This is a genomic window from Micromonospora humi (assembly GCF_900090105.1).
GTDB lineage: Bacteria > Actinomycetota > Actinomycetes > Mycobacteriales > Micromonosporaceae > Micromonospora > Micromonospora humi.
The window spans coordinates 26748-50521 of the sequence record NZ_FMDM01000006.1; the positions used below are offsets into that span (position 1 = coordinate 26748).

The 23774-nt window shown below is 74.1% G+C and carries 27 protein-coding genes; 8 read left to right on the top strand and 19 right to left on the bottom strand.

Annotation, left to right across the window (positions count from 1 at the left end):
• Positions 1-78 precede the first annotated feature (78 nt).
• The 9 genes from GA0070213_RS13170 to GA0070213_RS13210 form a co-directional block, all read right to left on the bottom strand.
• Positions 79-960 (bottom strand): potassium-transporting ATPase subunit C, encoded by an 882-nt coding sequence (locus GA0070213_RS13170; RefSeq protein WP_091062498.1) that lies wholly within the window; start codon positions 958-960, stop codon positions 79-81.
• Positions 960-3134, bottom strand: a complete 2175-nt coding sequence (gene kdpB, locus GA0070213_RS13175; RefSeq protein ID WP_091062500.1) for a potassium-transporting ATPase subunit KdpB — start codon at positions 3132-3134, stop codon at positions 960-962. Before kdpB ends, GA0070213_RS13170 begins: the two co-directional genes overlap by 1 nt.
• 20 nt (positions 3135-3154) lie before the next feature.
• Positions 3155-4810: a potassium-transporting ATPase subunit KdpA gene (kdpA, locus tag GA0070213_RS13180; protein WP_091062501.1), complete on the bottom strand. Its 1656-nt coding sequence runs from the start codon at positions 4808-4810 to the stop codon at positions 3155-3157.
• Positions 4810-4899 (bottom strand): K(+)-transporting ATPase subunit F, encoded by a 90-nt coding sequence (gene kdpF, locus GA0070213_RS13185; protein WP_036343797.1) that lies wholly within the window; start codon positions 4897-4899, stop codon positions 4810-4812. The genes kdpA and kdpF overlap by 1 nt, the downstream gene beginning before the upstream one ends.
• A gap of 247 nt (positions 4900-5146) precedes the next feature.
• Positions 5147-5512, bottom strand: a complete 366-nt coding sequence (locus tag GA0070213_RS13190; RefSeq protein ID WP_091062504.1) for a hypothetical protein — start codon at positions 5510-5512, stop codon at positions 5147-5149.
• Entirely contained in the window at positions 5502-5939 is a 438-nt protein-coding gene (locus GA0070213_RS13195) for a hypothetical protein (protein WP_139128665.1), read from the bottom strand. The genes GA0070213_RS13190 and GA0070213_RS13195 overlap by 11 nt, the downstream gene beginning before the upstream one ends.
• Before the next feature lie 144 nt (positions 5940-6083).
• Positions 6084-7295, bottom strand: a complete 1212-nt coding sequence (locus GA0070213_RS13200) for an FUSC family protein (protein ID WP_091062507.1) — start codon at positions 7293-7295, stop codon at positions 6084-6086.
• A gap of 167 nt (positions 7296-7462) precedes the next feature.
• The gene (locus tag GA0070213_RS13205) at positions 7463-7681 is read right to left on the bottom strand and encodes a hypothetical protein (RefSeq protein WP_091062509.1); all 219 of its coding nucleotides are present in this window, start codon (positions 7679-7681) and stop codon (positions 7463-7465) included.
• A 67-nt stretch (positions 7682-7748) separates the two neighbouring features.
• Positions 7749-8783 (bottom strand): extracellular catalytic domain type 2 short-chain-length polyhydroxyalkanoate depolymerase, encoded by a 1035-nt coding sequence (locus GA0070213_RS13210; RefSeq protein ID WP_091062512.1) that lies wholly within the window; start codon positions 8781-8783, stop codon positions 7749-7751.
• A 160-nt stretch (positions 8784-8943) separates the two neighbouring features.
• On the opposite strand from GA0070213_RS13210, the gene GA0070213_RS13215 reads away from it, so the two are divergent.
• A complete protein-coding gene (locus GA0070213_RS13215; protein WP_091062514.1) occupies positions 8944-9375 on the top strand; it encodes an ATP-binding protein in 432 nt (143 codons plus the stop codon).
• 3 nt (positions 9376-9378) lie between these two features.
• Here the strand turns inward: GA0070213_RS13215 and GA0070213_RS13220 are convergent, their stop codons facing one another.
• The 5 genes from GA0070213_RS13220 to GA0070213_RS13240 all read right to left on the bottom strand — a co-directional run bounded on the left by GA0070213_RS13220 (position 9379) and on the right by GA0070213_RS13240 (position 13630).
• Positions 9379-10356, bottom strand: coding sequence for an aldo/keto reductase (locus GA0070213_RS13220; protein ID WP_091062515.1), 978 nt, complete (start codon positions 10354-10356; stop codon positions 9379-9381).
• 45 nt (positions 10357-10401) lie between these two features.
• On the bottom strand, positions 10402-10893 hold the full coding sequence (locus GA0070213_RS31515) for a DUF2231 domain-containing protein (protein ID WP_091062517.1): 492 nt from the start codon (positions 10891-10893) through the stop codon (positions 10402-10404).
• A gap of 85 nt (positions 10894-10978) precedes the next feature.
• Complete coding sequence (locus GA0070213_RS13230; RefSeq protein ID WP_091062519.1) at positions 10979-12169, bottom strand: sensor histidine kinase; 1191 nt, start codon at positions 12167-12169, stop codon at positions 10979-10981.
• A gap of 2 nt (positions 12170-12171) precedes the next feature.
• Entirely contained in the window at positions 12172-12834 is a 663-nt protein-coding gene (locus GA0070213_RS13235; RefSeq protein WP_245716375.1) for a response regulator transcription factor, read from the bottom strand.
• Between the two features lie 31 nt (positions 12835-12865).
• On the bottom strand, positions 12866-13630 hold the full coding sequence (locus GA0070213_RS13240) for a DUF3152 domain-containing protein (protein ID WP_245716376.1): 765 nt from the start codon (positions 13628-13630) through the stop codon (positions 12866-12868).
• Positions 13631-13851: 221 nt separating this feature from the next.
• On the opposite strand from GA0070213_RS13240, the gene GA0070213_RS13245 reads away from it, so the two are divergent.
• Positions 13852-15042: a DUF2786 domain-containing protein gene (locus tag GA0070213_RS13245; protein ID WP_091062525.1), complete on the top strand. Its 1191-nt coding sequence runs from the start codon at positions 13852-13854 to the stop codon at positions 15040-15042.
• A 362-nt stretch (positions 15043-15404) separates the two neighbouring features.
• On the opposite strand, the gene GA0070213_RS13250 is transcribed toward GA0070213_RS13245, so the two are convergent.
• Complete coding sequence (locus tag GA0070213_RS13250) at positions 15405-15608, bottom strand: hypothetical protein (RefSeq protein ID WP_139128666.1); 204 nt, start codon at positions 15606-15608, stop codon at positions 15405-15407.
• A gap of 254 nt (positions 15609-15862) precedes the next feature.
• On the opposite strand from GA0070213_RS13250, the gene GA0070213_RS13255 reads away from it, so the two are divergent.
• The 3 genes from GA0070213_RS13255 (at position 15863) to GA0070213_RS13265 (ending at position 17782) form a co-directional block, all read left to right on the top strand.
• Entirely contained in the window at positions 15863-16087 is a 225-nt protein-coding gene (locus GA0070213_RS13255; RefSeq protein WP_091062529.1) for a GntR family transcriptional regulator, read from the top strand.
• Between the two features lie 100 nt (positions 16088-16187).
• Complete coding sequence (locus tag GA0070213_RS13260; RefSeq protein WP_245716398.1) at positions 16188-16547, top strand: YciI family protein; 360 nt, start codon at positions 16188-16190, stop codon at positions 16545-16547.
• A complete protein-coding gene (locus GA0070213_RS13265) occupies positions 16544-17782 on the top strand; it encodes an RNA polymerase sigma factor (RefSeq protein WP_091062533.1) in 1239 nt (412 codons plus the stop codon). Before GA0070213_RS13260 ends, GA0070213_RS13265 begins: the two co-directional genes overlap by 4 nt.
• A gap of 52 nt (positions 17783-17834) precedes the next feature.
• Here the strand turns inward: GA0070213_RS13265 and GA0070213_RS13270 are convergent, their stop codons facing one another.
• From GA0070213_RS13270 to GA0070213_RS13285, 4 genes are all read right to left on the bottom strand, one after another.
• Positions 17835-18008, bottom strand: coding sequence for a CsbD family protein (locus GA0070213_RS13270; protein WP_013283784.1), 174 nt, complete (start codon positions 18006-18008; stop codon positions 17835-17837).
• 69 nt (positions 18009-18077) lie between these two features.
• Positions 18078-20333, bottom strand: a complete 2256-nt coding sequence (locus GA0070213_RS13275) for a heavy metal translocating P-type ATPase (protein WP_091062535.1) — start codon at positions 20331-20333, stop codon at positions 18078-18080.
• A gap of 15 nt (positions 20334-20348) precedes the next feature.
• On the bottom strand, positions 20349-21323 hold the full coding sequence (locus GA0070213_RS13280; RefSeq protein ID WP_091062537.1) for a hypothetical protein: 975 nt from the start codon (positions 21321-21323) through the stop codon (positions 20349-20351).
• Positions 21324-21357: 34 nt separating this feature from the next.
• Complete coding sequence (locus GA0070213_RS13285; RefSeq protein ID WP_091062539.1) at positions 21358-21564, bottom strand: heavy-metal-associated domain-containing protein; 207 nt, start codon at positions 21562-21564, stop codon at positions 21358-21360.
• An 80-nt stretch (positions 21565-21644) separates the two neighbouring features.
• Here GA0070213_RS13285 and GA0070213_RS13290 point away from each other — a divergent pair, with 80 nt between their 5' ends.
• The 3 genes from GA0070213_RS13290 to GA0070213_RS13300 all read left to right on the top strand — a co-directional run bounded on the left by GA0070213_RS13290 (position 21645) and on the right by GA0070213_RS13300 (position 23736).
• Complete coding sequence (locus tag GA0070213_RS13290) at positions 21645-21944, top strand: metal-sensitive transcriptional regulator (RefSeq protein WP_091062541.1); 300 nt, start codon at positions 21645-21647, stop codon at positions 21942-21944.
• A gap of 142 nt (positions 21945-22086) precedes the next feature.
• Complete coding sequence (locus GA0070213_RS13295; protein ID WP_245716377.1) at positions 22087-22278, top strand: SHOCT domain-containing protein; 192 nt, start codon at positions 22087-22089, stop codon at positions 22276-22278.
• A 168-nt stretch (positions 22279-22446) separates the two neighbouring features.
• Entirely contained in the window at positions 22447-23736 is a 1290-nt protein-coding gene (locus tag GA0070213_RS13300; protein ID WP_091062544.1) for a YibE/F family protein, read from the top strand.
• Positions 23737-23774: the final 38 nt, after the last annotated feature.

A 23774-nucleotide genomic window follows, 5' to 3' on the forward strand; every position in this document is an offset into this window, starting at 1 on the left:
CATCCTCTCAGGAGAAAGGAGGGGGCCCCGCTTAACGCATTCGGTAGAGGCGGGGCCCCCGGTTAACACCTGCCGGCGTCAGCGCGCCGGGAACTCCCGGTCCAGCGCCAGGTTGAGGTCCAGCACGTTCACGGCGGGCTCGCCCAGGAAACCGAGCGACCGGCCGGAGGTGTGCTCCTCGACCAACCGGCGGATCGCCGCCTGGTCCACCCCGCGCTCCCGCGCCACCCGGGCCACCTGGATCTCCGCGTACGCCGGGGAGATGTGGGGGTCGAGGCCGCTGCCGCCGGCGGTGACCGCGTCGGCCGGCACGGCCGACCGCGCCGGCGCGTCCCCCCGGACCGGGGTGATCAGGCCGCCCTCGGCCACGTAGTCCCGGCCGGGTGTCGCCGGCTCCACCGGCACGCCCTGCCAGGTGGTGACGAACGGCGTCGCCGGCGCGGCCTGGTTGACGCTGACCACCCGGGTGATCCTTCCGGTCAGGCCGTCGGTGCGGAACACGGCGAGCACCGCGCCCACCCCGTCCGGCGTGCAGTACGGCCGCCGCCCGTCCACGCCGTCCAGCTCGCCGACCGCCTTGCTGCGCGCGCACACCTGGCTGAGCAGGCTCGCCGTGGATTCGGCCGGGTCGGCGGCGAGCGTGTCCACCACGCTCTCCGGGCCGAGGTTGCTGGCCGCGGTGGCGGTCGGGTCGTAGCCGTCGCCGGCGGCGGACGGGCGGGACTGGAAGTAGCGCGGCACGGGGTTGCCGTCCGCGTCGGTGAACGACTGCCCGATCAGCGAGCTGCCGACGGTCCGGCCGCCGACGGTGACCAGCGAGCCGTCCGCCCGGTCGTCGAGGCCGGGGAGCCGGCCCACGCCGACCAGGGCGAGCGGGTACGCCAGCCCGAGCAGCACGGTGAGGACGAGCACGGCACGCAGGGCGGCCAGATGCTGGGAGAGCCAACTGGGAAGGCGCATCACGAGATCCCCGGAATGAACTGGACGAGCAGGTCGATGAGCTTGATGCCGACGAACGGCACCACGATGCCGCCGAGACCGTAGAGCCACAGGTTGCGGCTGAGCAGCTTCGAGGCGCTGGCCGGGCGGTAGCGCACGCCCCGCAGGGCCAGCGGGATCAACGCGACGATGACGATCGCGTTGAAGACGACCGCGGAGAGGATCGCCGACTCGGGGCTGGCCAGCCGCATCACGTTGAGCCGGTCCAGCGACGGGTAGATGCCGGCGAACATGGCCGGGATGATCGCGAAGTACTTCGCGATGTCGTTGGCGATGCTGAACGTCGTCAACGCGCCCCGGGTGATCAGCAACTGCTTGCCGATCTCCACGATCTCGATCAGCTTGGTCGGGTCGGAGTCGAGGTCGACCATGTTGCCGGCCTCCTTCGCGGCCGACGTGCCGGTGTTCATGGCCACGCCGACGTCCGCCTGGGCCAGCGCGGGCGCGTCGTTGGTGCCGTCACCGGTCATCGCGACCAGCCGACCGCCCTCCTGCTCCTTGCGGATCAGGGCGAGCTTGTCCTCCGGCGTGGCCTCGGCGAGGAAGTCGTCCACCCCGGCCTCGTCGGCGATGGCCTTCGCGGTGCGCGGGTTGTCCCCGGTGATCATCACGGTCCGGATGCCCATCCGGCGCATCTCGTCGAAGCGCTCCCGCATGCCGGCCTTCACCACGTCCTTGAGGTGGATGACGCCCAGCGCCCGGGCCGGCTCGCCCGCCACTCGCTCGGCGACCACGAGCGGGGTGCCGCCGGTGCCGCTGATCGCGTCCACCAGCTCGCCGACCTGCTCGGTCGGGTGGCCGCCGTGTTCGCGTACCCACTTCATCACCGCGGCGGCGGCGCCCTTGCGGATCTGCCGGACCCCACCCTCGGCGTCCAGGTCGACGCCGCTCATCCGGGTCTGCGCGGTGAACGGCACGAACGTGGCGTGCGGGACGAGGCCGGGCTCGCGCTCGCGCAGCCCGTACTCGTTCTTGGCCAGCACCACCACCGAGCGCCCCTCGGGCGTCTCGTCGGCCAGGCTGGAGAGCTGTGCGGCGTCCGCGACGGTGGCCGCGTCCACGCCGGCCACCGGCAGGAACTCGGCGGCCTGCCGGTTGCCGAGGGTGATCGTGCCGGTCTTGTCCAGCAGCAGCGTGTTGACGTCGCCGGCCGCCTCGACCGCCCGGCCGCTCATCGCCAGCACGTTGCGCTGGACCAGGCGGTCCATGCCGGCGATGCCGATCGCGGAGAGCAGCGCGCCGATGGTGGTCGGGATGAGGCAGACCAGCAGCGAGACCAGCACGATGCCGGTGACGCCGGAGTCGGTGATCGCCTGGGTGTCCGGCGCGGCGGCCTGCCAGCCCTTGGCGAAGATCGCCAGCGGCTGGAGCGTGACCACCGCGAGCAGGAAGATGATCGTCAGCGCGGCCAGCAGGATGTTCAGCGCGATCTCGTTCGGCGTCTTCTGCCGGTTGGCGCCTTCGACCAGCGCGATCATCCGGTCGATGAAGCTCTCGCCCGGCTTCTGGGTGACCCGGACGACGATCCGGTCGGAGAGCACCCGGGTGCCGCCGGTGACCGCGCTGCGGTCGCCGCCGGACTCCCGGATGACCGGGGCCGACTCGCCGGTGATGGCCGACTCGTCGACGCTGGCGATGCCCTCGACCACGTCGCCGTCGGCGGGGATGATCTGCCCGGCCTCGACCAGCACGACGTCGCCCTGCCGCAGTTGCGGCGCGGGCACCGCCTCGTCGCGGTAGGCGTTGGCCGCCGCGCCCGGCGTCCAACCGAGCAGGCGGGTGGCGATGGTGTCCTGCTTGGCCCGCCGCAGCGTCGCGGCCTGGGCCTTGCCGCGCCCCTCGGCGACCGCCTCGGCCAGGTTGGCGAAGATCACGGTCAGCCACAGCCAGACGGTGATCGCCCAGGCGAAGACGGACGGGTCGGCCACCGCGAGCGCGGTGGTGAAGAGCGCGCCGATCTCGACGATCAGCATCACCGGGTTGCGCCACAGCGTGCGCGGGTCGAGCTTGCGCAGCGCGTCCGGCAGCGACGCGAGCAGCTGGCGCGGGTCGAGCAGTCCGCCACCGACCCGGCCGCCCGGGGCGGCCGGATCGCCGGTGGCCGGCGCCTCGGCGGTGTCGAGAAGTGCCGTCATGTCCTTGTCTCTCATGGTGGTCACAGCCCTTCGGCCAGCGGGCCGAGCGCGAGCGCGGGCAGGAAGGTGAGCGCGACGAGGACCACCGTGACGCCGACGACCATGCCGACGAAGAGCGGCTTGTGGGTCGGCAGGGTGCCCTCGGACGCGGGGGTGGGCTGCTGGCGGGCCAGCGAGCCGGCCAGCGCGAGCACGAAGATGATCGGCAGGAACCGGCCGAGCAGCATGCACAGCCCCAGCGCGATGTTCCACCACTGCGTGTTCACGGTGATGCCGGCGAACGCCGAACCGTTGTTGTTGCTCGCCGAGGTGAACGCGTAGAGCACCTCGGAGAGCCCGTGCGGCCCGGTGTTGAGCGCGGTCGAGGCGTTGCCGGTGGCGAACGCGGCGGCGGTGCCGGTGAGCACCAACGCCGGCGTGATCAGGAAGTACATCGAGGCGAACTTGATCTCGCGAGCCCCGATCTTCTTGCCCAGGTACTCCGGCGTGCGGCCGACCATCAGGCCGGCGACGAAGACCGTGATCACCGCGAGGATCAGCAGCCCGTAGAGGCCGGCGCCGACGCCGCCCGGCGCGACCTCGCCGAGCATCATGTTGCCCAGCGTCATCATTCCGCCCAGCGCGGTGTACGAGTCGTGGAACGAGTTGACCGCGCCGGTCGAGGTGAGCGTGGTGGCCGCCGCGAAGGTGGCCGAGTTCGACACGTCGAACCGCACCTCCTTGCCCTCCATCGCCGCGCCGACCGCCTGCGGCACCGTGCCGTGGCCGGCCAGCTCGAAGACGTTGGTCAGGGTGATGCTGGCCAGCGCGAGGATCGCCATCACCGCGGCGATCGCGTAGCCCTGCCGGTTCTGCCCGACCATCCGGCCGAAGACCCGGGGCAGGCTGAACGGGATCACCAGGATCAGGAAGATCTCCAGCCAGTTCGTCCACGCGGTCGGGTTCTCGAACGGGTGGGCGCTGTTGGCGTTGTAGAAGCCGCCGCCGTTGGTGCCGAGTTCCTTGATCACTTCCTGCCCGGCCACCGGTCCACCGGTGATCGTCTGGCCGCCGCCGGTCAGCGTGGTCACGTCGGTGCCGCCGGACAGGTTCTGCACCACCCCGCCGAGCATCAGCGCGAGCGCGCCGAGCACCGCGATCGGCAGCAGGATCCGCAGCGTGACGCGGACCAGGTCGACCCAGAAGTTGCCCAGCTCGCCGGTGCGGCTGCGGGCGAAGCCCCGGACCAGCGCCACCGCGACGGCGATGCCGACCGCGGCGGAGACGAAGTTCTGCACCGCCAGGCCGGCCATCTGCACCAGGTGGCCCATGGTCGACTCACCCGAATACCACTGCCAGTTCGTGTTGGTCACGAACGACACGGCCGTGTTCCAGGCGCCGTGCGGCACCACAGGGTCGAAGCCCAGCGACAGCCACAGGTGGTTCTGCAGCCGCTGCAACGCGTAGAGGAACAGCAGGGAGACGGCCGAGAAGGCGAGCACGCTGCGGACGTAGACGCCCCAGGTCTGCTCGGCGGCCGGGTCGACCCCGACCAGGCGGTAGATCCCCCGCTCGACCCGGGACGACCGGGTCCCGGTGACCACCCGGAACATGTGGTCACCGAACGGTTTGTGGACGGCGACCAGCGCCACCACCAGCGACAGCACGAACAGCACCCCGGCTGTGGTCATGCTCATCAGAAACGCTCCGGGAACAGCAGGGCGACGACCAGGAACACGCCCAGCCCGATCGCCAGCACCAGGCCGACGGCGTTGACGGCGCTCACCGCTTCTCCACACCCCTCACCACGAGGGCGAGAGCCGCGAACAGCCCCACCGTCAGCAACACGAACAGCACGTCAGACACGGCTGACCTCTCCTAGCGGAAGATGTCCTCGCGACCGCCTCCCGGTCGCGCCGGGCAATCAAAACGCCAGGTCGCGTCGACGGACAGGGGCTATAACGCGACCATCACGCCGGGCGTCGGTTTCTTCACGCGCCTTTCACGCCGCCCCCGGGTGAAGGTGAGGCCGGTCACGGCCGACGCGGACGCCACGAGGCGAGCAGCGGCGGCAGGCCGGGCGGAACACCGCAGGCGGCCCCACCTCCAACGCCCGGTCCGTACTGGTCCGGCCGGTCTCCCCAGCCGTCGCGCAGCGCCGGCAGCGCCGGCGGACGTCCGGCATGCTCCCGGCGGACCGTGCAGAGGTGGGTCCAGTCGGCGCCGAGATCGAAGACGTACGCGAACGCGCGGTCCACCGCCCCGGCCAGCTGCGCGAACGTGTGCGCCGGACCGGCGGCGAAGACCCGACCCGGGCGCGGCCACCAGGTGCGGCCCCGCCCGGTCACCAGCTCCACCTCGATCGACAGCGACCTGTCAGCGGCCCGCTCAGGCCGCACGGCGCTCCTCGGCGCGCTCCGGCACAGTGATCACGGGCGCCGGACCGGGCACCCGGCGCAGCGGCGGGCGCGGCGCGTCGGGGTGGCCGGAGTTGATCGACCGGGCGTACCGGTAACCGGTGCCGAGCACCGCGGCGAAACCGATCAGCACGGCGTGGGACCAGGCGTCGCCGGAGCCGGTCAGCTCCCCGAAGCGGTGGGCCAGGAAACCGACGAACGTCGCCGCGCCCAGCACGGTCACCGCGGCCACCGCGCGCAGGTCGGCCACCACCGCGGCGTACGCCCCGACCGCGATCGCGATCAGCAGCACCCGGCCGGGCAGTTCTCCCGGCGCGAAGACCGCTGCCGCCACCAGGGCCGAGCCCACCACCAGCAGCACGCCGCCGGCCACCCGGATTCCGGTTTCCTGATCTCGTACCACAGCCACGACATGCCTCCGGCGAACCGACCGCGGGCTCGAAATGCCCGCACTGGCAGCCATACCAGCCGGGCCGGCGGTCCACCGTCGACACCTTTGACGCATCCGCTACGCGGAGCCGGACCGTTTTCACGTCGCCTTGACGCGCCCGCGTCAGGCGTCGGGACGGGCCGCGCCCGAGCCGGCGCGTTCGCCGGACCGGGGTGGGTCGAGCGGGCCGAAGGCCGAGCGCACCAACCGGTTCGCCTCGTCCTGGTCGACGTCCGTGGCGACCAGCAGGTCGCTTGCCGTGGTGCGTACCTGGGCCACCACGACGGCGCCGGAGAAGTCCACCCCGGCCCGGTAGGCGCGGCCGGCCCCCGCGACGGCCCGCAGCGCGGACTCGCGGCACCGGGCCGGCTCCGGCGCGCCGCGGGCGAACTCCTTCCGCAACGTCCGGGCCGCCTCGGCCAGCGCCGACACCGCGGCGGGCATGTCGTCCGGCACCCGCTCCCCGTCGGCGATCAGGGTGACCGCCCGCCGGATCAGCGTGCCGCTGTTCCGCATCGCCCGGTCCACCGGCTCGACCGCCTTGGCGTACCGGCCGAGCGGCCCCTCCCGGGCGGTCCAGTAGACCGGGGAGAGCGTGGCGGCCTCCCGGGCACCCTGCGCCGCCTCACCGAACGAGCCCATCTCCGCCTTGTTGTCCCGCAGGCGGTCGCGGGCGAGCCGGGCCGCCTCGGCGTCCCGCTCACGCAGCGCGACCGCCGTGCGGTCCAACTGGTCGGCGAGCAGGTCGAGCGCCGGGCCGGCCGCCCGGTTGATGATCCGCAACGGGTTCAGCGGCAACAGCAGGGCGGTCACCAGCAGCGTCGCCCCGCCGCCGATCAGCGCGTCGATCACCCGGTGCGCCTCGAGATCCGGCACGGACGGCGTGAGCGTCCCGATCAGCACCGCCGTCGCGCCGGCCTGCACCACCAGCGCCGGGCTCCGGCCGACGAACGCCGCCACCACCACGGCCAGCGCCACGATGACGCCGAGCTGCCACGCACCGACCCCGACCAGGCGGATCAGCAGGTCACCGATCAGGATGCCGACGGCCACCCCGACCACCAGTTCGACGGTACGGCGCAGCCGTTGCCCCACCGAGGCGGCGAGCGCCACCACCGCCGAGATCGGGGCGAAGACCGGTTGGGCGATGTGCAGCAACGAGTCCGCTACCCACCAGGAGAGACCCGCGGCGACCCCGGCCTGCGCGGCCAGCCCGACGCCTGCGCGTACCCGGCCGAACCGGTCCCTGAGCAGTGCCGGCACGGAGCGCAACCGGCCGGCGAAGCCCTGCCCGGCGGCCCGCCCGCCGTCCCCGCCCGTCCCCGCACCGGCCACGGCCGCGCCTACCCGCTTCCCGGCGGGCCATTCCTCGACCGTCGCGGCCCGGTGGGCCGGTCTCGGGCGTGCGGACGCGACCTACGGCGCCGGGAACCGCGGGAAATCGCCGGTGACCTGGGCGACCGTGCCGTGACCGGCGGTCGTGCTCGACCGCCGGCCCGGGTTCAGCGGGGCATCTCCCGCCAGCCGGTGCCGCTCGACCGCCAGGCGCCGGCGAGGATGCTCGCCGAGACGCGGCTCGGGCACTGCTGGATCTTCGACCGGCCGGCGGCGCCGCCGATCTGGGCCTGGACCTGCCACTGCTGCCCGTCGGTGCAGATGTAGACGTCGCGGCGCCCGCGAGGGATGTTGACGCCGTTCCACCAATGTTCCTCCACGACCATGAGGTGACCGTACCGTAGGTGACCCGGTCCGGCCCAGACCCGCAGGCCGGGCCGGACCTCGGCGGGCTCAGCCGTCGAGCCGGCGGACCATGTTCATGATGGTCTCGACCTGGGCCCCGCCCTTGATCGGGTAGTTCGTGAAGCCGAGGTAGCCCCACCAGTCCCAGCAGCCGTTCGGGTTCACCGCGGTGGCGGTCGCCTGCGGATAGAGCACGATCAGCCGGTTGGTGTCGGCGTACTGGTTGAGGTTGGCCCGGTCGACGAAGGCGGTGCCGACCTTCGCGTACCCCTGGGCGCAGCCGTGCAGGGCGACCAGCAGCCGGCAGGTGGTGCCGGCGGCGCAGGCGCTCGGCACGTACGCGAAGCCGTTGGCGTCCATGCTCAACCCGTTGGCCCAGCCGTTGACCGCGAAGCTGTCCTGGCTGAATCGGATCAGGCTGCCGCTGAGCGGTCCGGTGTTCGGTGCGGCGACCGAGCCGAGCAGGTGGCCGAGGAAGGCGCCCTGCGGGTCGGTGCCGCAGTCGGCGAGGTACGGCGAGGCGGTGGCGGTGCAGCCGACCGTGCCGTAGGGGGTGACCCAGGAGTGCCCGGCCGTGCTGCCGGAGTCGTAGCGGACCCGAGCGCCGAAGTCCTGGTAGTACCGGACCAGGTCGTCGCTGACCGATTTCTTCACGGTGGCGTCGCTGTTGCCGTGGTAGACGTACACCGGCTGGCCGGAGAGGTTGCCGGTGCCGTCGATCCAGCCGTACCCGGCCCAGGTCCGGGTGTACGCCTCCAGGTTGCCCAGGTAGGTGGGGTAGATGTTGTCGCCGCAGCCGTAGAGCGCCTGCGGGATGGTGTTCTGCGCGCAGTAGTACGGCCCGGCCGCGAAGATCGCCGCGCCCCGGATCCGGGCCGAGTAGGCGACCTGCAGCTGGGTGGCCAGGTAGCCGCCGGAGGAGACCCCGGCGACGTAGACGGCGGAGACCGGGTACGCGCGCAGCGTGCCGGCGACCGGCGGTCTGGTGGACGGCGCGCCCGCGGCCCGGGCGGCGACCCCGCCGGGCAGGATCAGCAGGAGCGCGGCGGCGAGGGTGGTGACGGCTTTCCACGGTGTCTGCATGGCATGCTCCCGTCCGGGTGCCGGCGGGACGACCGGCGTGCCGGCACCGTAGCGTGACATTGACCACAGCAGATATCCGCGTGGTCGACACGTCGCCGGTCACCACGGTGTGGCGCACCCACCGGGCTTAACGAATCGCTACGGAGGGTAAAGGCAGATCATGGGACAGTTGCGCACGTCGCCGCCACCGCCGCAGGCCGCCGAGCTGGAGCGGTGGGTGCTCGACACCCCCGAGGAGCTCCGTGACGTGCGGGCCTCGTTGCGCGACGCACTCAACCGGCACGGCCTCGTGCAGGGCGAGGACCTGGACGAGGTGCCGCACATGGTGCTGCTCGTCGCCACCGAGCTGTCCAGCAACGCGCTGCGGCACGGGCGGCCGCCCACCATCGTCACGCTGCTGTGCACCGACGACCGGTTCCTGCTCGACGTGGCCGACCACGACGTCAGCTCGGTGCCGGAGCTGACCGACATCAGCCCGACGGACTCCGGCGGACGCGGGCTGTTCCTGGCCCAGTCGATCTCGTTGGACGTCGGCTGGTACGCCACCGAGACCACCAAGCACATCTGGGCCTCGTTCCCGCGAAAGGGGTAGCGCTCAGAAACCGGACACCGGGTGCGGAACGTACGGCGCCTCCAGCTCCGCCACCTCGGCGTCGGTCAGCTCCAGCTCCAGCGCGGCGACCGCGTCGGTCAGGTGGTGCGGCTTCGTCGCGCCGACGATCGGCGCGGTCACCGCCGGGTGGCGCGCCACCCAGGCCAGCGCGACCTGCGCGCGCGGCACGCCCCGCTGCGCGGCCACCCGGCCCACCGCGTCGACCACGGCCCGGTCGTGCTCCTCGGTGCGCGCGTAGAGCGTGCGACCGAACTCGTCGGTCTCCGCCCGCGCCGTCCGCTCCCCCGGGTCACGGGTCAGCAGGCCCCGGGCCAGCGGGCTCCACGGGATCACCGCGACCCCCTCGTCGAGGCAGAGCGGCAGCATCTCCCGCTCCTCCTCGCGGTAGAGCAGGTTGTAGTGGTTCTGCATGGAGACGAACCGGGTCCAGCCGTGCCGCTCGGCGGCCCGGAGCGCCTTCGCGAACTGCCACGCGTACATCGACGAGGCGCCGAGGTAGCGGACCTTGCCGGCCCGGACCAGGTCGTGCAGCGCCTCCATGGTCTCCTCGATCGGGGTGGCCGGGTCGAGGCGGTGGATCTGGTAGAGGTCGACGTAGTCGGTGCCGAGCCGGCGCAGACTCGCGTCGATCTCGCTCATGATGTGCTTGCGGGACAGCCCACCCCGGTTCGGCCCGGAGCCCATCCGGCCGTGCACCTTGGTCGCGATCACCACGTCCTCGCGGTCGGCGAAGTCCTTCAGCGCCCGGCCGACGATCTCCTCGCTGGTGCCGTCGGAGTAGACGTTGGCGGTGTCGAAGAAGTTCACCCCCAGCTCCAGCGCCTGCTTGATGAAGGGGCGGGCGTCGTCCTCCGGCAGCGACCAGGGATGCGTGCCCCGCCCCGGCTCGCCGTAGCTCATGCAACCCAGGCAGAGCCGGGACACCTGAAGGCCGGTGGAGCCGAACGTCACGTAGTCCATCCGTCCATCACACCACCGGCCGGCGGCGGCCGCAGTCCCGGCGGATCAGTCGCCGTGCTCCGCGGTGGCCGCCGGGACGTCGCCCCAGACCGCCTTCGCGCCCGAGTCGCCCACCCGGTAGACCTGCACCAGGTTCGCCGCGGCCACCACCACCGCGAGCACGGCCACCACCACGCCCAGCGCGCCGGACCCGGCCCTCGGCCCGTCACCGGCCGGCCGCTCCGCCCGGCGGTGCAGCCAGACCAGCGCGACCGCGGCGACCAGCAGCGGCAGCGCGAACCAGATCAACTGGTCGCCCAGCTCGGCGTGCCGCCCCGGGTCGCCGACCCGGCGTTCCAGGTTCTCCCCGCTCTCGGTGGCCAGCGGGATCGCGGCGGTGGCCAGCGCCGCGACCAGCACCACGAGCCAGCCGAAGCGTCCCCGCCAGACGGGTCGGACGGCCAGCGCCACCACGCCGAGCGCGGCCAGCGGCAGCAGCACCACCACGGCGTGCACCACCAGCGGGTGCAACGGCAGTCCGTTCACGGAGTCGGGCACGGTGATCTCCTCGGCGGTCGGGGTCCGATCCGGCTCCCACAGTGCCCGGCGTTTCTTGCGAAGTTCTTACCTCCCGAGCGCCCGCTCAGGCGGGCGGCAGCGACACGGTGAAGGTGGCGCCGCGCCCCGGCGCGCCGCTCACCTCGACGGCGCCGCGGTGCGCCCGCGCCACGTGCTGGACCAGGGCGAGGCCGAGACCGAACCGCCGGCCCGCACCGGCCGTGCCGTGCGCGAACCGCGCGAACAGCCGGTCCGCCTCCGCCGGGTCCAGACCGACTCCGTCGTCGGCGACCTCCGCGACGACCCGCCCGTCGCGACGGGCCACGGTGACGGTGACGTGACCGCCCGCCGGCACGTGGCCGACGGCGTTGTCCACGAGCGCGGTCAGCGCCCGGCGCAGGGCCGGCCGGGCGCCCCGGACCGGCGCCGGACCGCCGGTCACCCACCGCAGCTCCACCTGCCGGCCCGAGGCGTACGCGGACATGCTCTCCACCACCTCGCGGGCCACCTCGGCCAGGTCCACCTCGGTGTCCGGCAGCGGCTGGTGCTCGGCGGCGGCCGACACCAGCAGGTCCTCGACCACCTCTCCGAGCGCCCGGGTGTCCGCCACGAGCTGGTCGAGCTGCCCGGCCAGCCGGTCCGCCGGCTGGTCCCGGGCGCGCCGGGCCAGCAGTTGCGCCCGGGTGTGCAGCACGGTCAGCGGGGCCCGCAGCTCGTGCGAGGCGTCCGCCACGAACCGGCGCTGCATGCCGAGCGCGGCGGCCAGCGGGGCGACCGCCCGCCGGGCCAGCAGCGTGGCCGTGACCAGCGCGCCGGCCAGCCCGGCCAGCTCGGCGGCCAGCAACGCGAGGCCGAGCTGCCCCTGCCGCCGACGCAGCGGGGCCAGGTCGGCGGCGACCGCCCAGCGGGTGCCGTCCGGCCGGCGCTCCACCGCCACCCGGACCGGCCGGTCGTCGCCGGCCGTCGCGTCGCGGCGGCCGGGCGCACCGCGTACCGCCTGGTCGAGCACCCGGGTCAGCTCCGGCGACGCGCCCGGGGTCACCTCGACGGCCGGGTCGCCGGGGCGCTGCCGGGCCAGGAACTGCCCGGGCGGCGGGTCGTCCACGTCCTCGGCGGCGGCCAGCACCCGACTCAGCTCGCCGTCCAGCGCCCGCGACTCCTGGCGGCTGGTCAACACGTACATCAGCGCGCCGACCAGCAGCAGGACCAGCCCGATGGCGCCGGCGGTGTGGACCACGCTGCATCGGCGGGCGCGGGCGAGGCGGGCCTCGTCCACGCCTAGCCGGCCCCGAGCCGGTAGCCCAGCCCGTGCACCGTGCGGACGGCGTCCCGGCCCAGCTTGCGGCGCAGGTGGTGGACGCAGGCGTCGACAGTGCCCGGCGCGTCGGCCCGGTCGAACGCCGCGCTGAGCAACTCCGCCCGGGTGAAGACCTTGCGGGGCCGACCGGCGAGGGCGTGCAGCACGGCGAACTCGCGGGCGGAGAGCGGAATCTCCTCGGCGCCGTCGACCACCCGGCGGTTGCCCACGTCGAGCCGGCGGCGGCCCAGCGGCAACCAGCCCGCGCCGTCCGGGTGCCGGCGGCGCAACGCCCGGAGCCGGGCCGTCAGCTCCGCCACCTCGAACGGCTTGACGAGATAGTCCTCCGCACCGGCGTCCAGGCCGGCCACCCGGTCCTGCACCGCGCCCCGGGCGGTGAGCAGCAGCACCGGGCAGGTGACGCCGTTCGCCCGCAGCCGGGCGACCAGTTCCAGGCCGTCCAGGGCCGGCAGCCCTCGGTCGACCACCATCACCTGGTAGTCCCGGGTCAGCGCGCGGTGCAGGCCGAGGTGACCGTCGCCGGCCACCTCGACCTCGTACCCCTCGTCGGCGAGCAGGTCGGCGAGGAGCCCGGACAGGGCCCGGTCGTCCTCGACCAGCAGCAGGCGGGGGCGGTTCTCCACCGGCCCAGTATTCACCCGGTGACGGGGCGCTTCAGCGGTCCCCGGCCGGGATCGGGTCGTCGTACTGGCCGGACGGGCCGGCCAGCGGCTCGCCGCCGACCAGCGGCCAGGCGTTGGGCGTGCAGCCGTGCAGGCCGAGCGTCTGCTGCACCATCACCGGGGCCGGGCCGCCGGCCCGGGGGCAGCGCTCGTGGCCGTGGCCGAGCCGGTGACCCACCTCGTGGTTGAGCAGGTACTGCCGGTAGAGGTCGAGGTCGGGCACGTGCGGCACCCCGTACACCCAGCGGGCCACGTTGATCACGACCCGGTCGCCGTTGCGGCAGGACGTGTAGCGGTCGCTCGGGTCGCCGCACAGCTCGCCGCGGGTCACCGGCGTGGTCAGCAGCACGGTGAAGTCGGCCGGCTCGTCCCGGCCCACCCGTTGCAGCCGCCACCGGCCGTCGCCGGTCCAGCCCCGCCGGTCGGCGAGCGTCGCCGCGACCTCCCGGGCGAAGCGTTCCACGTCCACGTTGCGGATGCCGTCCTCCACGGCGACCCGGTACCGCAGCAACTCACCGGAGCGCCCGGCCACCGCGCCGACCGTGTCGGCGGTCCGGAAGCCGCCACCGCCGCGGGCGGGGTAGCTGATGCCGGGCGGCACCCGGCCGGCCACCGGGACCGGGGAGGGCGCGGCGGTCGCCGTCGACGGCCGCGCGTCGGGCACCGCCGCCGGCACGGTCCGCTCCACCCCGACCGAGGCCAGCAGGTCCGGGTGCCGGCGCACGGCGTACCCACCGCCGGCCGTGAGGCCGGTCACGACGAGGACCGCGACCAGCGCGCGAACGCCGGCCCGCGACCTCCGTCGCCGCCGATGCACGCCCCGGTCCCGCCCGCCCACGTCGCTCTCCGTCCGTCGCACCGCCCGTGCTCCGCAGGAGAGTACGGACGCCGGCGCCGGTCGGTTGAACCGGTGGGCCGGGTACCGTCGGTGACGGGGTGGGCGACCTGCCGCCTGTCGGAGTCCAGGGAGAGCCACCCGTGTCCTCAGCCGAGCCGCTGCTCGACGCCGCCCTCGTGGCGGCGCGCGGCACCGACGTACGCGCCGCCGAGCGCGCCCTCGACGCGCTGGTGGTGGGCGACGGGGCGGCGGTGGACGCGGCGCTGCTCACCCGCCTGTGCCGCACGTTGGGCCGGCTCTGGCCGCGCGGCTGGCAACCGGTCGACCTGGACCGGCTCGCCGCGCGCCGGCTCACCGCGCGCGGCGCCCGGCTGCTGCGCGACGCGTCGGCCGCCCAGCGGCGCGCGCTGCCCGACCCCGTCCCGGCCTGGTTCGACGAGCAGCTCGCCGACCTGGGCGCCCGCTGGGACACCGACGCGGGTTGGCTGGACCGCCGCGCCGACGGCGACCGGATCACCGCGCTGCGGGACGCGGTCGACGCGCTCGTCCTGGTCGAAGGGCTGCCCCCGATCGCGCTGCTCCGCCCGCCGCCGGGCGCCGCCGCCGTCCCGCTCGCCGCGGTGGCCCCCACCGGCTCCCGGATGCTCGACCGGGTACGCGCGCTGCTGGCCAAGGCCGAGTCGACCGCCTACCCGGCCGAGGCGGAGGCGTTCACCGCGAAGGCGCAGGAGCTGATGGCCCGGCACAGCATCGACGCGGCGCTGCTCGACGCCACCGCCGAGCGCCCCGACCAACCGGGCGGGATGCGCCTGGGCACCGACGCCCCGTACGCGGCGGCGAAGGCACTGCTGATCCAGGAGGTGGCGGCCGCGAACCGGTGCGAGTCGGTCTGGTCCGACGACCTGGGCTTCGCCACCGTGCTCGGCTTCCCGGCCGACCTGGCCGCGGTGGAGCTGCTGCACACGTCGCTGCTGGTGCAGGCCACCGCCGCGATGCTGCGCGGCCGGGTCGGGCGGGGCAAGGGCGGCGGGCGGCGCACCAAGGGCTACGACGAGTCGTTCCTCAACGCGTTCGCGCTGCGCATCGGCGAACGGCTGCGGGCGGCCAGCACGGCGGCGGCCGAGGAACACACCGACGACCGGCTGCTGCCGGTGCTCGCGGCCCGCACGGACGCCGTCCGGGAACGCGCCGACCAGCTCTTCCCGGGCACCACCCGGCACCGCCTCCAGGTCCGCGACTCCGAGGGCTGGACCTCCGGCACCACCGCCGCCGACCGCGCCTCCCTCGACGCCAACCACCCCGCCCCCCGCCCGTTGCGCGGAGCCCGCTGAACCAGGCCCACCTCGTCCTGCGGCGATCACGAACGGTGGGCCCGTGTTCAATCCATGCGGGCAATCACCAGGCGTGACAGCGACGTCGGGGCGAGCGGTGACCGCTCCGCGCCTTTGCTCTGCAGCTATCCGCGCAGCGGCTACGGAACGCCACCGAACCGGGCCATCACCGGCATCGGTGACTCTGACGTCAGCGCAGGTCAACTACCCGGTGCGGATATGGCTGCAGAGCAAAGGCGTCCAGATGCTCGAGCCGCTCCTAGGCGATGCCATTACTCTCCGCATCCACCCCAACCGACCGCGCTGCGTAACCGACCGCTGGATCAGCTCCAGCGGAGCAGGAGCAGCGGAAGGCCTTCAGGTCATCGCTTCTGCAAGGTGATCGACGCGTAATGGGCGAACCGCTCCACCGCCCAGTCGAACTGCGCACAGGCGTACCAGTCCTGGCACTGCAGGCAGCCGCGCCTCGGTCGGTCGGTAGAAGTAGTCCAATGAGCTTCGATGATGCGGTGGGCTTCGAAGACTTCGCGCGCTTCCGAAGCCGCACCTGGCTCATCGATCGGCATCGCGGACGCCCCTTCCCGAGCGATCACGAAAGGACCGCCGCAGGGGGCAGAGTCCTCGCGTCGTGCTCCCCCGCGGCGGGACGGACGGAGCCCTCGGATTGCTGAAGTCCAGGAGCGCCCGACCGCTGTCTCACTGTATCCACTGTCTCACTGTAGTCAAGTTCTCACTGTCTCCACTTTGCCGCGCTGCCCGCTTGTCCTCACCTGGTCCGGGCTGGAAACATGATCTCCGCTGAAGTCCAGGAGAGCTGATCATGCCGACCCGACCACCGCACTACCGGCGCGTAGCCGACGACATCGAGGCCAGGATCCGTGCTGGCGACTACGCGCCCGGGCAACAGCTGCCGTCGGTGTCCGAGATCGGCGAGCGGTACAACGTCGCCCGATCGACGGCTTACCGGGCCGTGAAGGAACTGCACGCCCGCAATCTGATCTACGGACAGCAGGGGCAGGGCGTCTTCGTGGCCGAGCCCGAATAAGGAAACCGGTTCGACGTGTCGGATCGGGTCGGGCGGCTCCGACCCGTCTGCGAGGCGCCACCGACGGTGGCCCCGACCCGAGGAGTCAACCGTGAAGTACATGCTGCTGATCTGGAACCGGCCCGGCTTCGCCGACGAGCTGACCGAGGCGGAGCGCAACGCGATCTTCGGTGAGGTCGACGTCATCATGAAGGAGCTGACCGAGTCCGGCGAGCTGGTCGGCGGGGATGCGCTGGCGCACCCGTCGCAGACCCGCACGGTCCGGCCGGCGGCCGGCGGCACGGAGATCACCGACGGGCCGTTCGTGGAGAGCAAGGAGCAGTTCGCCGGCTACCTGACTGTCGACTGCGACACCCCGGAGCGGGCCGCCGAGATCGCCGCGCGCTGGCCGGACGTGCGCCACGGCTTCGGCGTGCTGGAGGTACGCGCGGTGATGGAACAGGCCGGGACGGAGATGTGACCTCCCGGGCGGTCGAGGACCTGCTGCGGACGCTCGCACCGCAGGTCCTCGGCGTGCTCGTGCGCCGGCACGGCCAGTTCTACGCCTGCGAGGACGCGGTCCAGGAGGCGCTGCTGGCCGCCGCCGTCCAGTGGCCGGCGCAGGGCCTGCCGGAGCACCCGCGCGCCTGGCTGGTCACCGTGGCGACCCGCCGGCTCACCGACGAGTGGCGCAGCGAGCACGCCCGCCGGGAACGCGAGGTCGCGGTGGCGGTCCGGCAGCCGGCGTACGCGGCGGTCGCCCCGGCCGCCGACGAGGAGCCACCGAGCGGGGACGACACGCTGAAGCTGCTGTTCCTCTGCTGTCATCCGGCGCTGCCGGTCAGCGCCCAGGTGGCGCTCACGCTACGAGCGGTGGGCGGGTTGGGCACCGCCGAGATCGCCCGGGCGTACCTGGTGCCGGAGGCCACCATGAGCCAGCGGATCCGCCGGGCCAAGCAGCGGGTCGAAGCGGCCGGGGCGCGCTTCACCCTGCCCTCGTCGGCGGACCGGGACGAGCGGCTGGGCGCGGTGCTGCGGGTGCTCTACCTGGTCTTCAACGAGGGCTACACCGCGTCGAGCGGGGACGAGCTGCACCGGGCGGAGCTGACCGGGGAGGCGATCCGGCTGGCCCGGGAGCTGCACCGGCTGCTGCCGACCGACGGCGAGGTGGCCGGGCTGCTGGCGTTGATGCTGCTGACCGACGCGCACCGGGCGGCCCGGACCGGCCCGGCCGGGGAGCTGGTGCCGCTGGCCGAGCAGGACCGCACCCGCTGGGACCGGGGTGCGGTGGCGGAGGGGATCGCGCTGGTGACCGAGGCGCTGACCTGGTCGGCGCCGGGCCCGTACCAGGTCCAGGCCGCGATCGCGGCGGTGCACGCGGAGGCGCCGACGGCCGCGACCACCGACTGGCCGCAGATCGTCGCGCTCTACCGGGTGCTGGCCCGGATCGCGCCCAACCCGATGGTCACGCTCAACCAGGCCGTCGCGGTGGCCATGGTGGCCGGCCCCCGGGCCGGCCTGGCGTTGCTCGCGCCGCTCGGCGAGGACGACCGGACCGCCGGGCACCACCGGCTGGCCGCCGTCCGCGCGCACCTGCTCGAACTGGCCGGCGACCGGGCGGACGCCCGGGCCGCCTACCTGGCCGCCGCGCGGGCCACCACCAGCCTGCCCGAGCGGCGTTACCTGGAGGTACGCGCCGCGCGCCTGGCCCCTTGACGCACGCCGGGCCGGCCCGAAGGCCGGCCCGGTGGGGTGTGCGAGGCGTACGTCAGCTCTTGAAGGCGTCCTTGATCTTCTCGCCGGCCTGCTTGAGCTTGGCGCCAGCCTGGTCGTTGCGGCCCTCGGCCTCGAGGCGCTCGTTGTCGGTGGCCCGACCCACGCCCTCCTTGACCTTGCCCGCGGTGTCCTGGGAAGCGTTGTCGATCTTGTCGTCGAGACCCATGGGAACCTCCACCTCAGCAGTTGCGTGACGACAACTGGTTACCCCGGCGGCCGTCGGCCCAATCCCACATCACCCGATCGGGCGAAACCGCCGCAGCCGGAGGCTGTTCGCCACCACGAAGACCGACGAGAAGGCCATCGCCGCCCCGGCGAGCATCGGGTTGAGCAGCCCGGCGGCGGCCAGCGGCAGCGCGGCCACGTTGTAGGCGAACGCCCAGAACAGGTTGCCCTTGATGACCGCCAGGGTGCGGCGGGAGAGCCGGATGGCGTCCGCCGCGGCCAGCAGGTCGCCCCGGACCAGGGTCAGGTCGGCGGCCTCGATCGCCACGTCGGTGCCGGTGCCCATGGCCAGCCCGAGGTCGGCCCGGGCCAGCGCGGCCGCGTCGTTGACCCCGTCACCGACCATGGCGACCACCCGGCCCTCGCGTTGGAGCCGCTCGACCACCTCGACCTTGTCCGCCGGCAGCACCTCCGCGATCACCTCGTCGATGCCCACCTCGGCGGCCACCGCGCCGGCCACGGTGGCGTTGTCGCCGGTGAGCAGCACCGGGGTGAGCCCCAAGCCGCGCAGCCGGTCGACCGCCGCCCGGCTGGTCGGCTTCACCGCGTCGGCCACCGCGAGCACCCCGCGGGCCCGCCCGTCCCAGCCGACCAGGACCGCCGTGCGGCCGTCCGCCGCCGCGCCGGTCGCGGCCCGCTCGACCGCGTCGGGTACGTCGAGGCCGCGTTCCCGCAGCAGCCGGAGCCGCCCGACCACCACGCTCCGGCCGTCGACCGTTCCGGTCACGCCCAGGCCCTCGGCATTGGCGAAGTCGGCGACGGCGGGCGGCGTCCCGGCCTCGGCCGCGGTCTCGGCGATCGCCCGGGCGATCGGGTGCTCGGAGGCCGCCTCCAGCGCGCCGGCCAGCCGGAGCAGCTCGCCGGCGTCCTCGCCGGTCGCGGGCAGCACCTCGGCGAGCGCCATCCGGCCGGTGGTGACGGTGCCGGTCTTGTCCAGCACCACGGTGTCGACCCGGCGGGTGGACTCCAGCACCTCCGGCCCCTTGATCAGCACGCCGAGCTGCGCGCCCCGCCCGGTGCCGACCAGCAGCGCGGTCGGCGTGGCCAGGCCCAGCGCGCACGGGCAGGCGATGATCAGCACCGCCACGGCGGCGGTGAACGCGGCGGTCGACCCGGCGCCGGTGCCGAGCCACCAGCCCAGCGTGGCGGCGGCCAGGGCGATCACGATCGGTACGAAGACGCCCGAGATCCGGTCGGCGAGCCGCTGCACCGCCGCCTTGCCGGTCTGCGCCTGCTCCACCAGCCGAGCCATCTGGGCGAGCTGGGTGTCCCCGCCGATCCGGGTGGCCCGCACCACGAGCCGGCCGCCGGCGTTCACCGTCGCGCCCACCACGGCGTCCCCCGGCCCCACCTCGACCGGGACCGACTCGCCGGTGAGCATGCTGGCGTCGACCGCCGAGGTGCCCTCCTCGACCACACCGTCGGTGGCGATCTTCTCCCCCGGCCGGACCACGAACCGGTCGCCGACCGCGAGCTGGTCGACCGGGATCCGCACCTCCTGCCCGCCGCGCCGCACCGCCACGTCCTTCGCACCCAGTTCGAGCAGGGCGCGCAGCGCGGAGCCGGCGGTGCGCTTGGCGCGGGCCTCGAAGTATCGCCCGGCCAGGATGAAGACCGTCACCCCGGCGGCGGCCTCCAGATAGATGTTGCCGGCGCCGTCGCTCCGGGTGATGTCGAACCGGAACGGGTGGGTCATCCCCGGCATCCCGGCGTCGCCGAGGAAGAGCGCCCAGAGCGACCAGCCGAACGCGGCAAGCGTGCCGAGCGAGACCAGGGTGTCCATGGTCGCCGCGCCGTGGCGCAGGTTGACCAGCGCGGCCCGGTGGAACGGCAGCCCGCCCCAGACCACCACCGGCGCGGCCAGGGTGAGCGAGGCCCACTGCCAGTAGTCGAACTGCCAGGCCGGCACCATGGCCAGCACGATCACCGGCAGGGTCAGCACGGCGGAGACCCACAACCGGGTACGCGCGCCACGCAGCTCGTCCACCGGCTCGACGACCGTGGTCGCCTCGCCGGAGGCGGGCGGGGGCGGCACCACAGCCGTGTAGCCGGTCTTCTCCACGGTGGCGATGAGGTCGTCCGGCGCGACCTCGTCGGCGTACCGGACGGTGGCCTTCTCGGTGGCGTAGTTCACCGTGGCCTCGACGCCGTCCATCCGGTTGAGCTTCTTCTCGATCCGGGCCGCGCAGGAGGCGCAGGTCATGCCGCCGATCGTGAGTTCGATCAGGTTCGGCGCGGTGGGCAGCGTCTTTCCCGTGGTGGTCATCGCGGCACCTCCCGGTCAGCCGTGTCCGTGCCCCGGGCTGCCGTGTCCGGCGGCCGGGGTCGGTGCGGTGGTGGTCGCCGGCGCGGTGGGCGTCGGCGGGGCCTGGTCGCCGGCCACGACGGTGAACTCGGCGGTGTGCACCGTGTCGCCGTGCCGGAAGTCCAGGTAGAGACGGTACGCCCCGGCGGAGGGCACCTCGGCCGCGAACGTGACCGCCGGCCCGGCCGGCGTCCGCCCGTCGCCGGGCTCCCCCTCCGGGTGCACGTGCAGGTAGGCCAGGTCGCCCTGGCGCAGCGCCACCAGGTGCCCGTACGCCCCGAGGTAGGGCGACAGGTCGGTGACCGGGCGGCCGTCGCGGCTGACGGTGAGCGTGAGGCGGCTGGTGCGGCCCGGCTCCGGCGCGCCGGCGAGCGTGACCGTGTAGCCGTCGACCGTGGTGCTGGTGGCCGGGGCGGGCAGTGGCCGGGCGGTGAGGGTGCCGGGGACGGTGACGTCGACGCCGAGCGTCAGCGCCTCGCCGCCGGTGGGGGTGAAGTCGGCGAACGCCCGCCACACTCCCGGCCCGGCGAGCGGCGAGGCGACCCGCCAGGTGCCGTCGTCGGCCAGTTCGGGGTGCACGTGGCGGAACCCGGACAGGTCGCGTCGGGCGACGATCAGGTGCATGCGCTTGTCGTGGGCCACCTCGTAGCGGGTGACCGGCCGGCCGTCCGGCCCGGTGATCCGGAACGCGAACTCGCCGGCCGGGGCGGCGACCGGCTGGAACGTGTAGCCGCGCTCCGAGACGAGCAGCCCGCCGGGCAGGTGCGCGGCGGCGGCCGAGCCCGCGTCGCCGTGGCCGGCGGCGCCGGACCCGTGGTCGGTGTCGGTGGTGTCGTGGCTGGTCTCGGTGGCCGGGGCGGCGGGACCGGTCAGGTGACCGATCCCGAACGCCCCGCCGAACACCGCCGCGAGGCCGAGGGCGAAGCCGCTCAGCTTCGTCGCCGTGTTCATGGTGCCTCCTCCGGTTGACGGATGGGTGGGCCCGTCACGCCTCGGCGAGGTCGTAACCCGCCTCGTCGACGGCGGCGCGGACGGCGTCCGCGTTCAGCGGGCCCTGGCTGGTGACGGTGACCCGGCCGGTGGCCAGGTCGACCTGGACGTCGGTGACGCCCGGCAGCGCGGTCAGCTCGGTGCTGACGGCGTTGACGCAGTGGCCGCAGGTCATGCCGTTCACCTGGTAGGTGGTGTCCATGTCGCCCTCCGATTCTGATACCCCCTGGGGGTACAAGCGGAACGTTACCATACCCCCGAGGGGTACGCTATCCTCGACGCATGACCACGCCGTCCACCCCGACCCGGGGCTACACCGCCAGCAAGGACCAGCTCCTCGCCCGGCTCCGTCGCGTCGAGGGCCAGGTGCGGGGCATCGAGAAGATGGTCGAGGACGACCGCTACTGCATCGACGTGCTGACCCAGATCTCGGCCATCCAGGCGGCGCTGGACAAGGTCGCCCTGGGCCTGCTCGACGGTCACGCCCGGCACTGCATGCACGAGGGCGCCGCCGAGGGCCGCGCCGACGAGATGGCCACCGAGATGATGGCCGCCGTGGGCCGCCTCATGAAGCGCGGCTGACCAGGACTGCCGCCCCCGAGAACAGGTCGCGCGGCCCGACTCCCCGGGCCGCTCGCGGACGTACCGTCGAGGTGGCGGCCGGGTCGGCGGCACGCCGACCCGCCGGACGGACGGAGGCGGCGCGATGATGTGGTCGGGCCCGATGACGGGCTGGATGTGGCTCTGGTCCCTGCTCGCGCTCGTGGCGCTGGCGGGGCTGTTCTGGCTGGTGGTCCGGCTGCCCGGTTCGGGCGCCGCGACGCCGGGCACCGCCCGGCGCATCCTCGACGAGCGCTACGCGCGTGGCGAGATCGACGAGGACGACTACCGGCGGCGGCGCGCCGGTCTGAGCTGACCGCCGACGCCCTCCCGGTGGGGCGGTGGCCGGCGGCGTCTCCCGGGCGGCCCGACCGGTCCTGGCTACCATGGCCCGGCGACGACCGGACGTGGTCAGCACGCGTCCGCGCCGACCGGGGACCGACCGGGCCGGTGACCGGGTCGCCGTCGACAGTTGGGAGACGCCGTGGGCGCCGACCACAGCCCCGCCGCCCCCGCGTCGCCGCGGGTACGCCGGATCCTCGTCGCGACAGTGGTGCCGCTCTTCGTACTCACCGTGATCGCGGCTCTGGCGCTCTGGCCCCGGCAGGGGCCGGCACCGGCCGGCGGCGCGAACGTGCCGCGCCACCAGGGCACGGTGACCCGGGTGCTGACCGAGCCCTGCCCGCCGACCCCGGAGTCGCCGGCGGGTGACGACGGCCCGTGCGGCACCGTCACCGTCGCCGCGAAACAGGGCCCGGACGCGGGCCGGCAGGTCGAGACGCCGATCCCGGCGGGGCCCGGCGCGCCGCGGGTGGAGGTCGGCGACGAGGTGATCCTGGTCGAGCTGACCGACCCGGCCGACCCCACGGTCAAGGCCTACAACATCGCCGAGCACCAGCGCGGTACGCCGCTGATCTGGTTGGTGGCGCTCTTCGCCGCCGCGATCGTGGCGTTCGGTCGCTGGCGCGGGCTGGCCGCGCTCGGTGGGTTGGTGGCCAGCTTCGCCATCCTGCTCGGCTTCGTGCTGCCGGGGATCGGCGCCGGCCGCTCCCCGCTGCCGGTGGCGATCGTCGGCGCCGCGCTGATCATGTTCGTGGTGCTCTACCTGACGCACGGGATCAGCGCGCAGACCTCGGTGGCGGTGCTCGGCACCCTCGGCAGCCTGGTGGTCACCGGCGTGCTCGGCACGCTGGCCACCGGCGCCACCCACCTGACCGGCTTCGGCAGCGAGGACGCCACCACACTGTCCATGTTCCAGGGTGACGTCGACCTGCACGGGCTGCTGCTGGCCGGCATCATCATCGGCTCACTGGGCGTGCTGGACGACGTCACGGTCACCCAGGCGGCGACCGTCACCGAGCTGGCGCGCGCCAACCCGGGGCTGTCCCGGCGGCAGCTCTACCGCGCGGCCACCCGGGTCGGCCGGGCGCACATCGCGTCCACCGTCAACACCATCGTGCTGGCCTACGCGGGCGCCTCGCTGCCGCTGCTGCTCCTGCTGGTCGCCGACTCCCGCCCGGTGGGCGAGATCCTCACCAGCGAGTTCCTCGCCCAGGAGATCGTCCGCAGCGCGGTCGCCACGCTCGGCCTGATCGCCGCCGTACCGCTGACCACCGCGCTGGCCGCGGTCGTCACCACCGCCGGGCGGCGCCGACCGGACGCCGCCGCCGCGTCGCCCGCGGCGGCCCCGCCGCCGCCGGGGCGGGACGAGGCACTGGAGGCGCTCGGCGGGCGGCGCCCCGGCGAACCGAGGAGTACGGAGGCCGCATGGTGACACTGCGCAGCGTGACGGCCGACGTCAAACGCGATGCT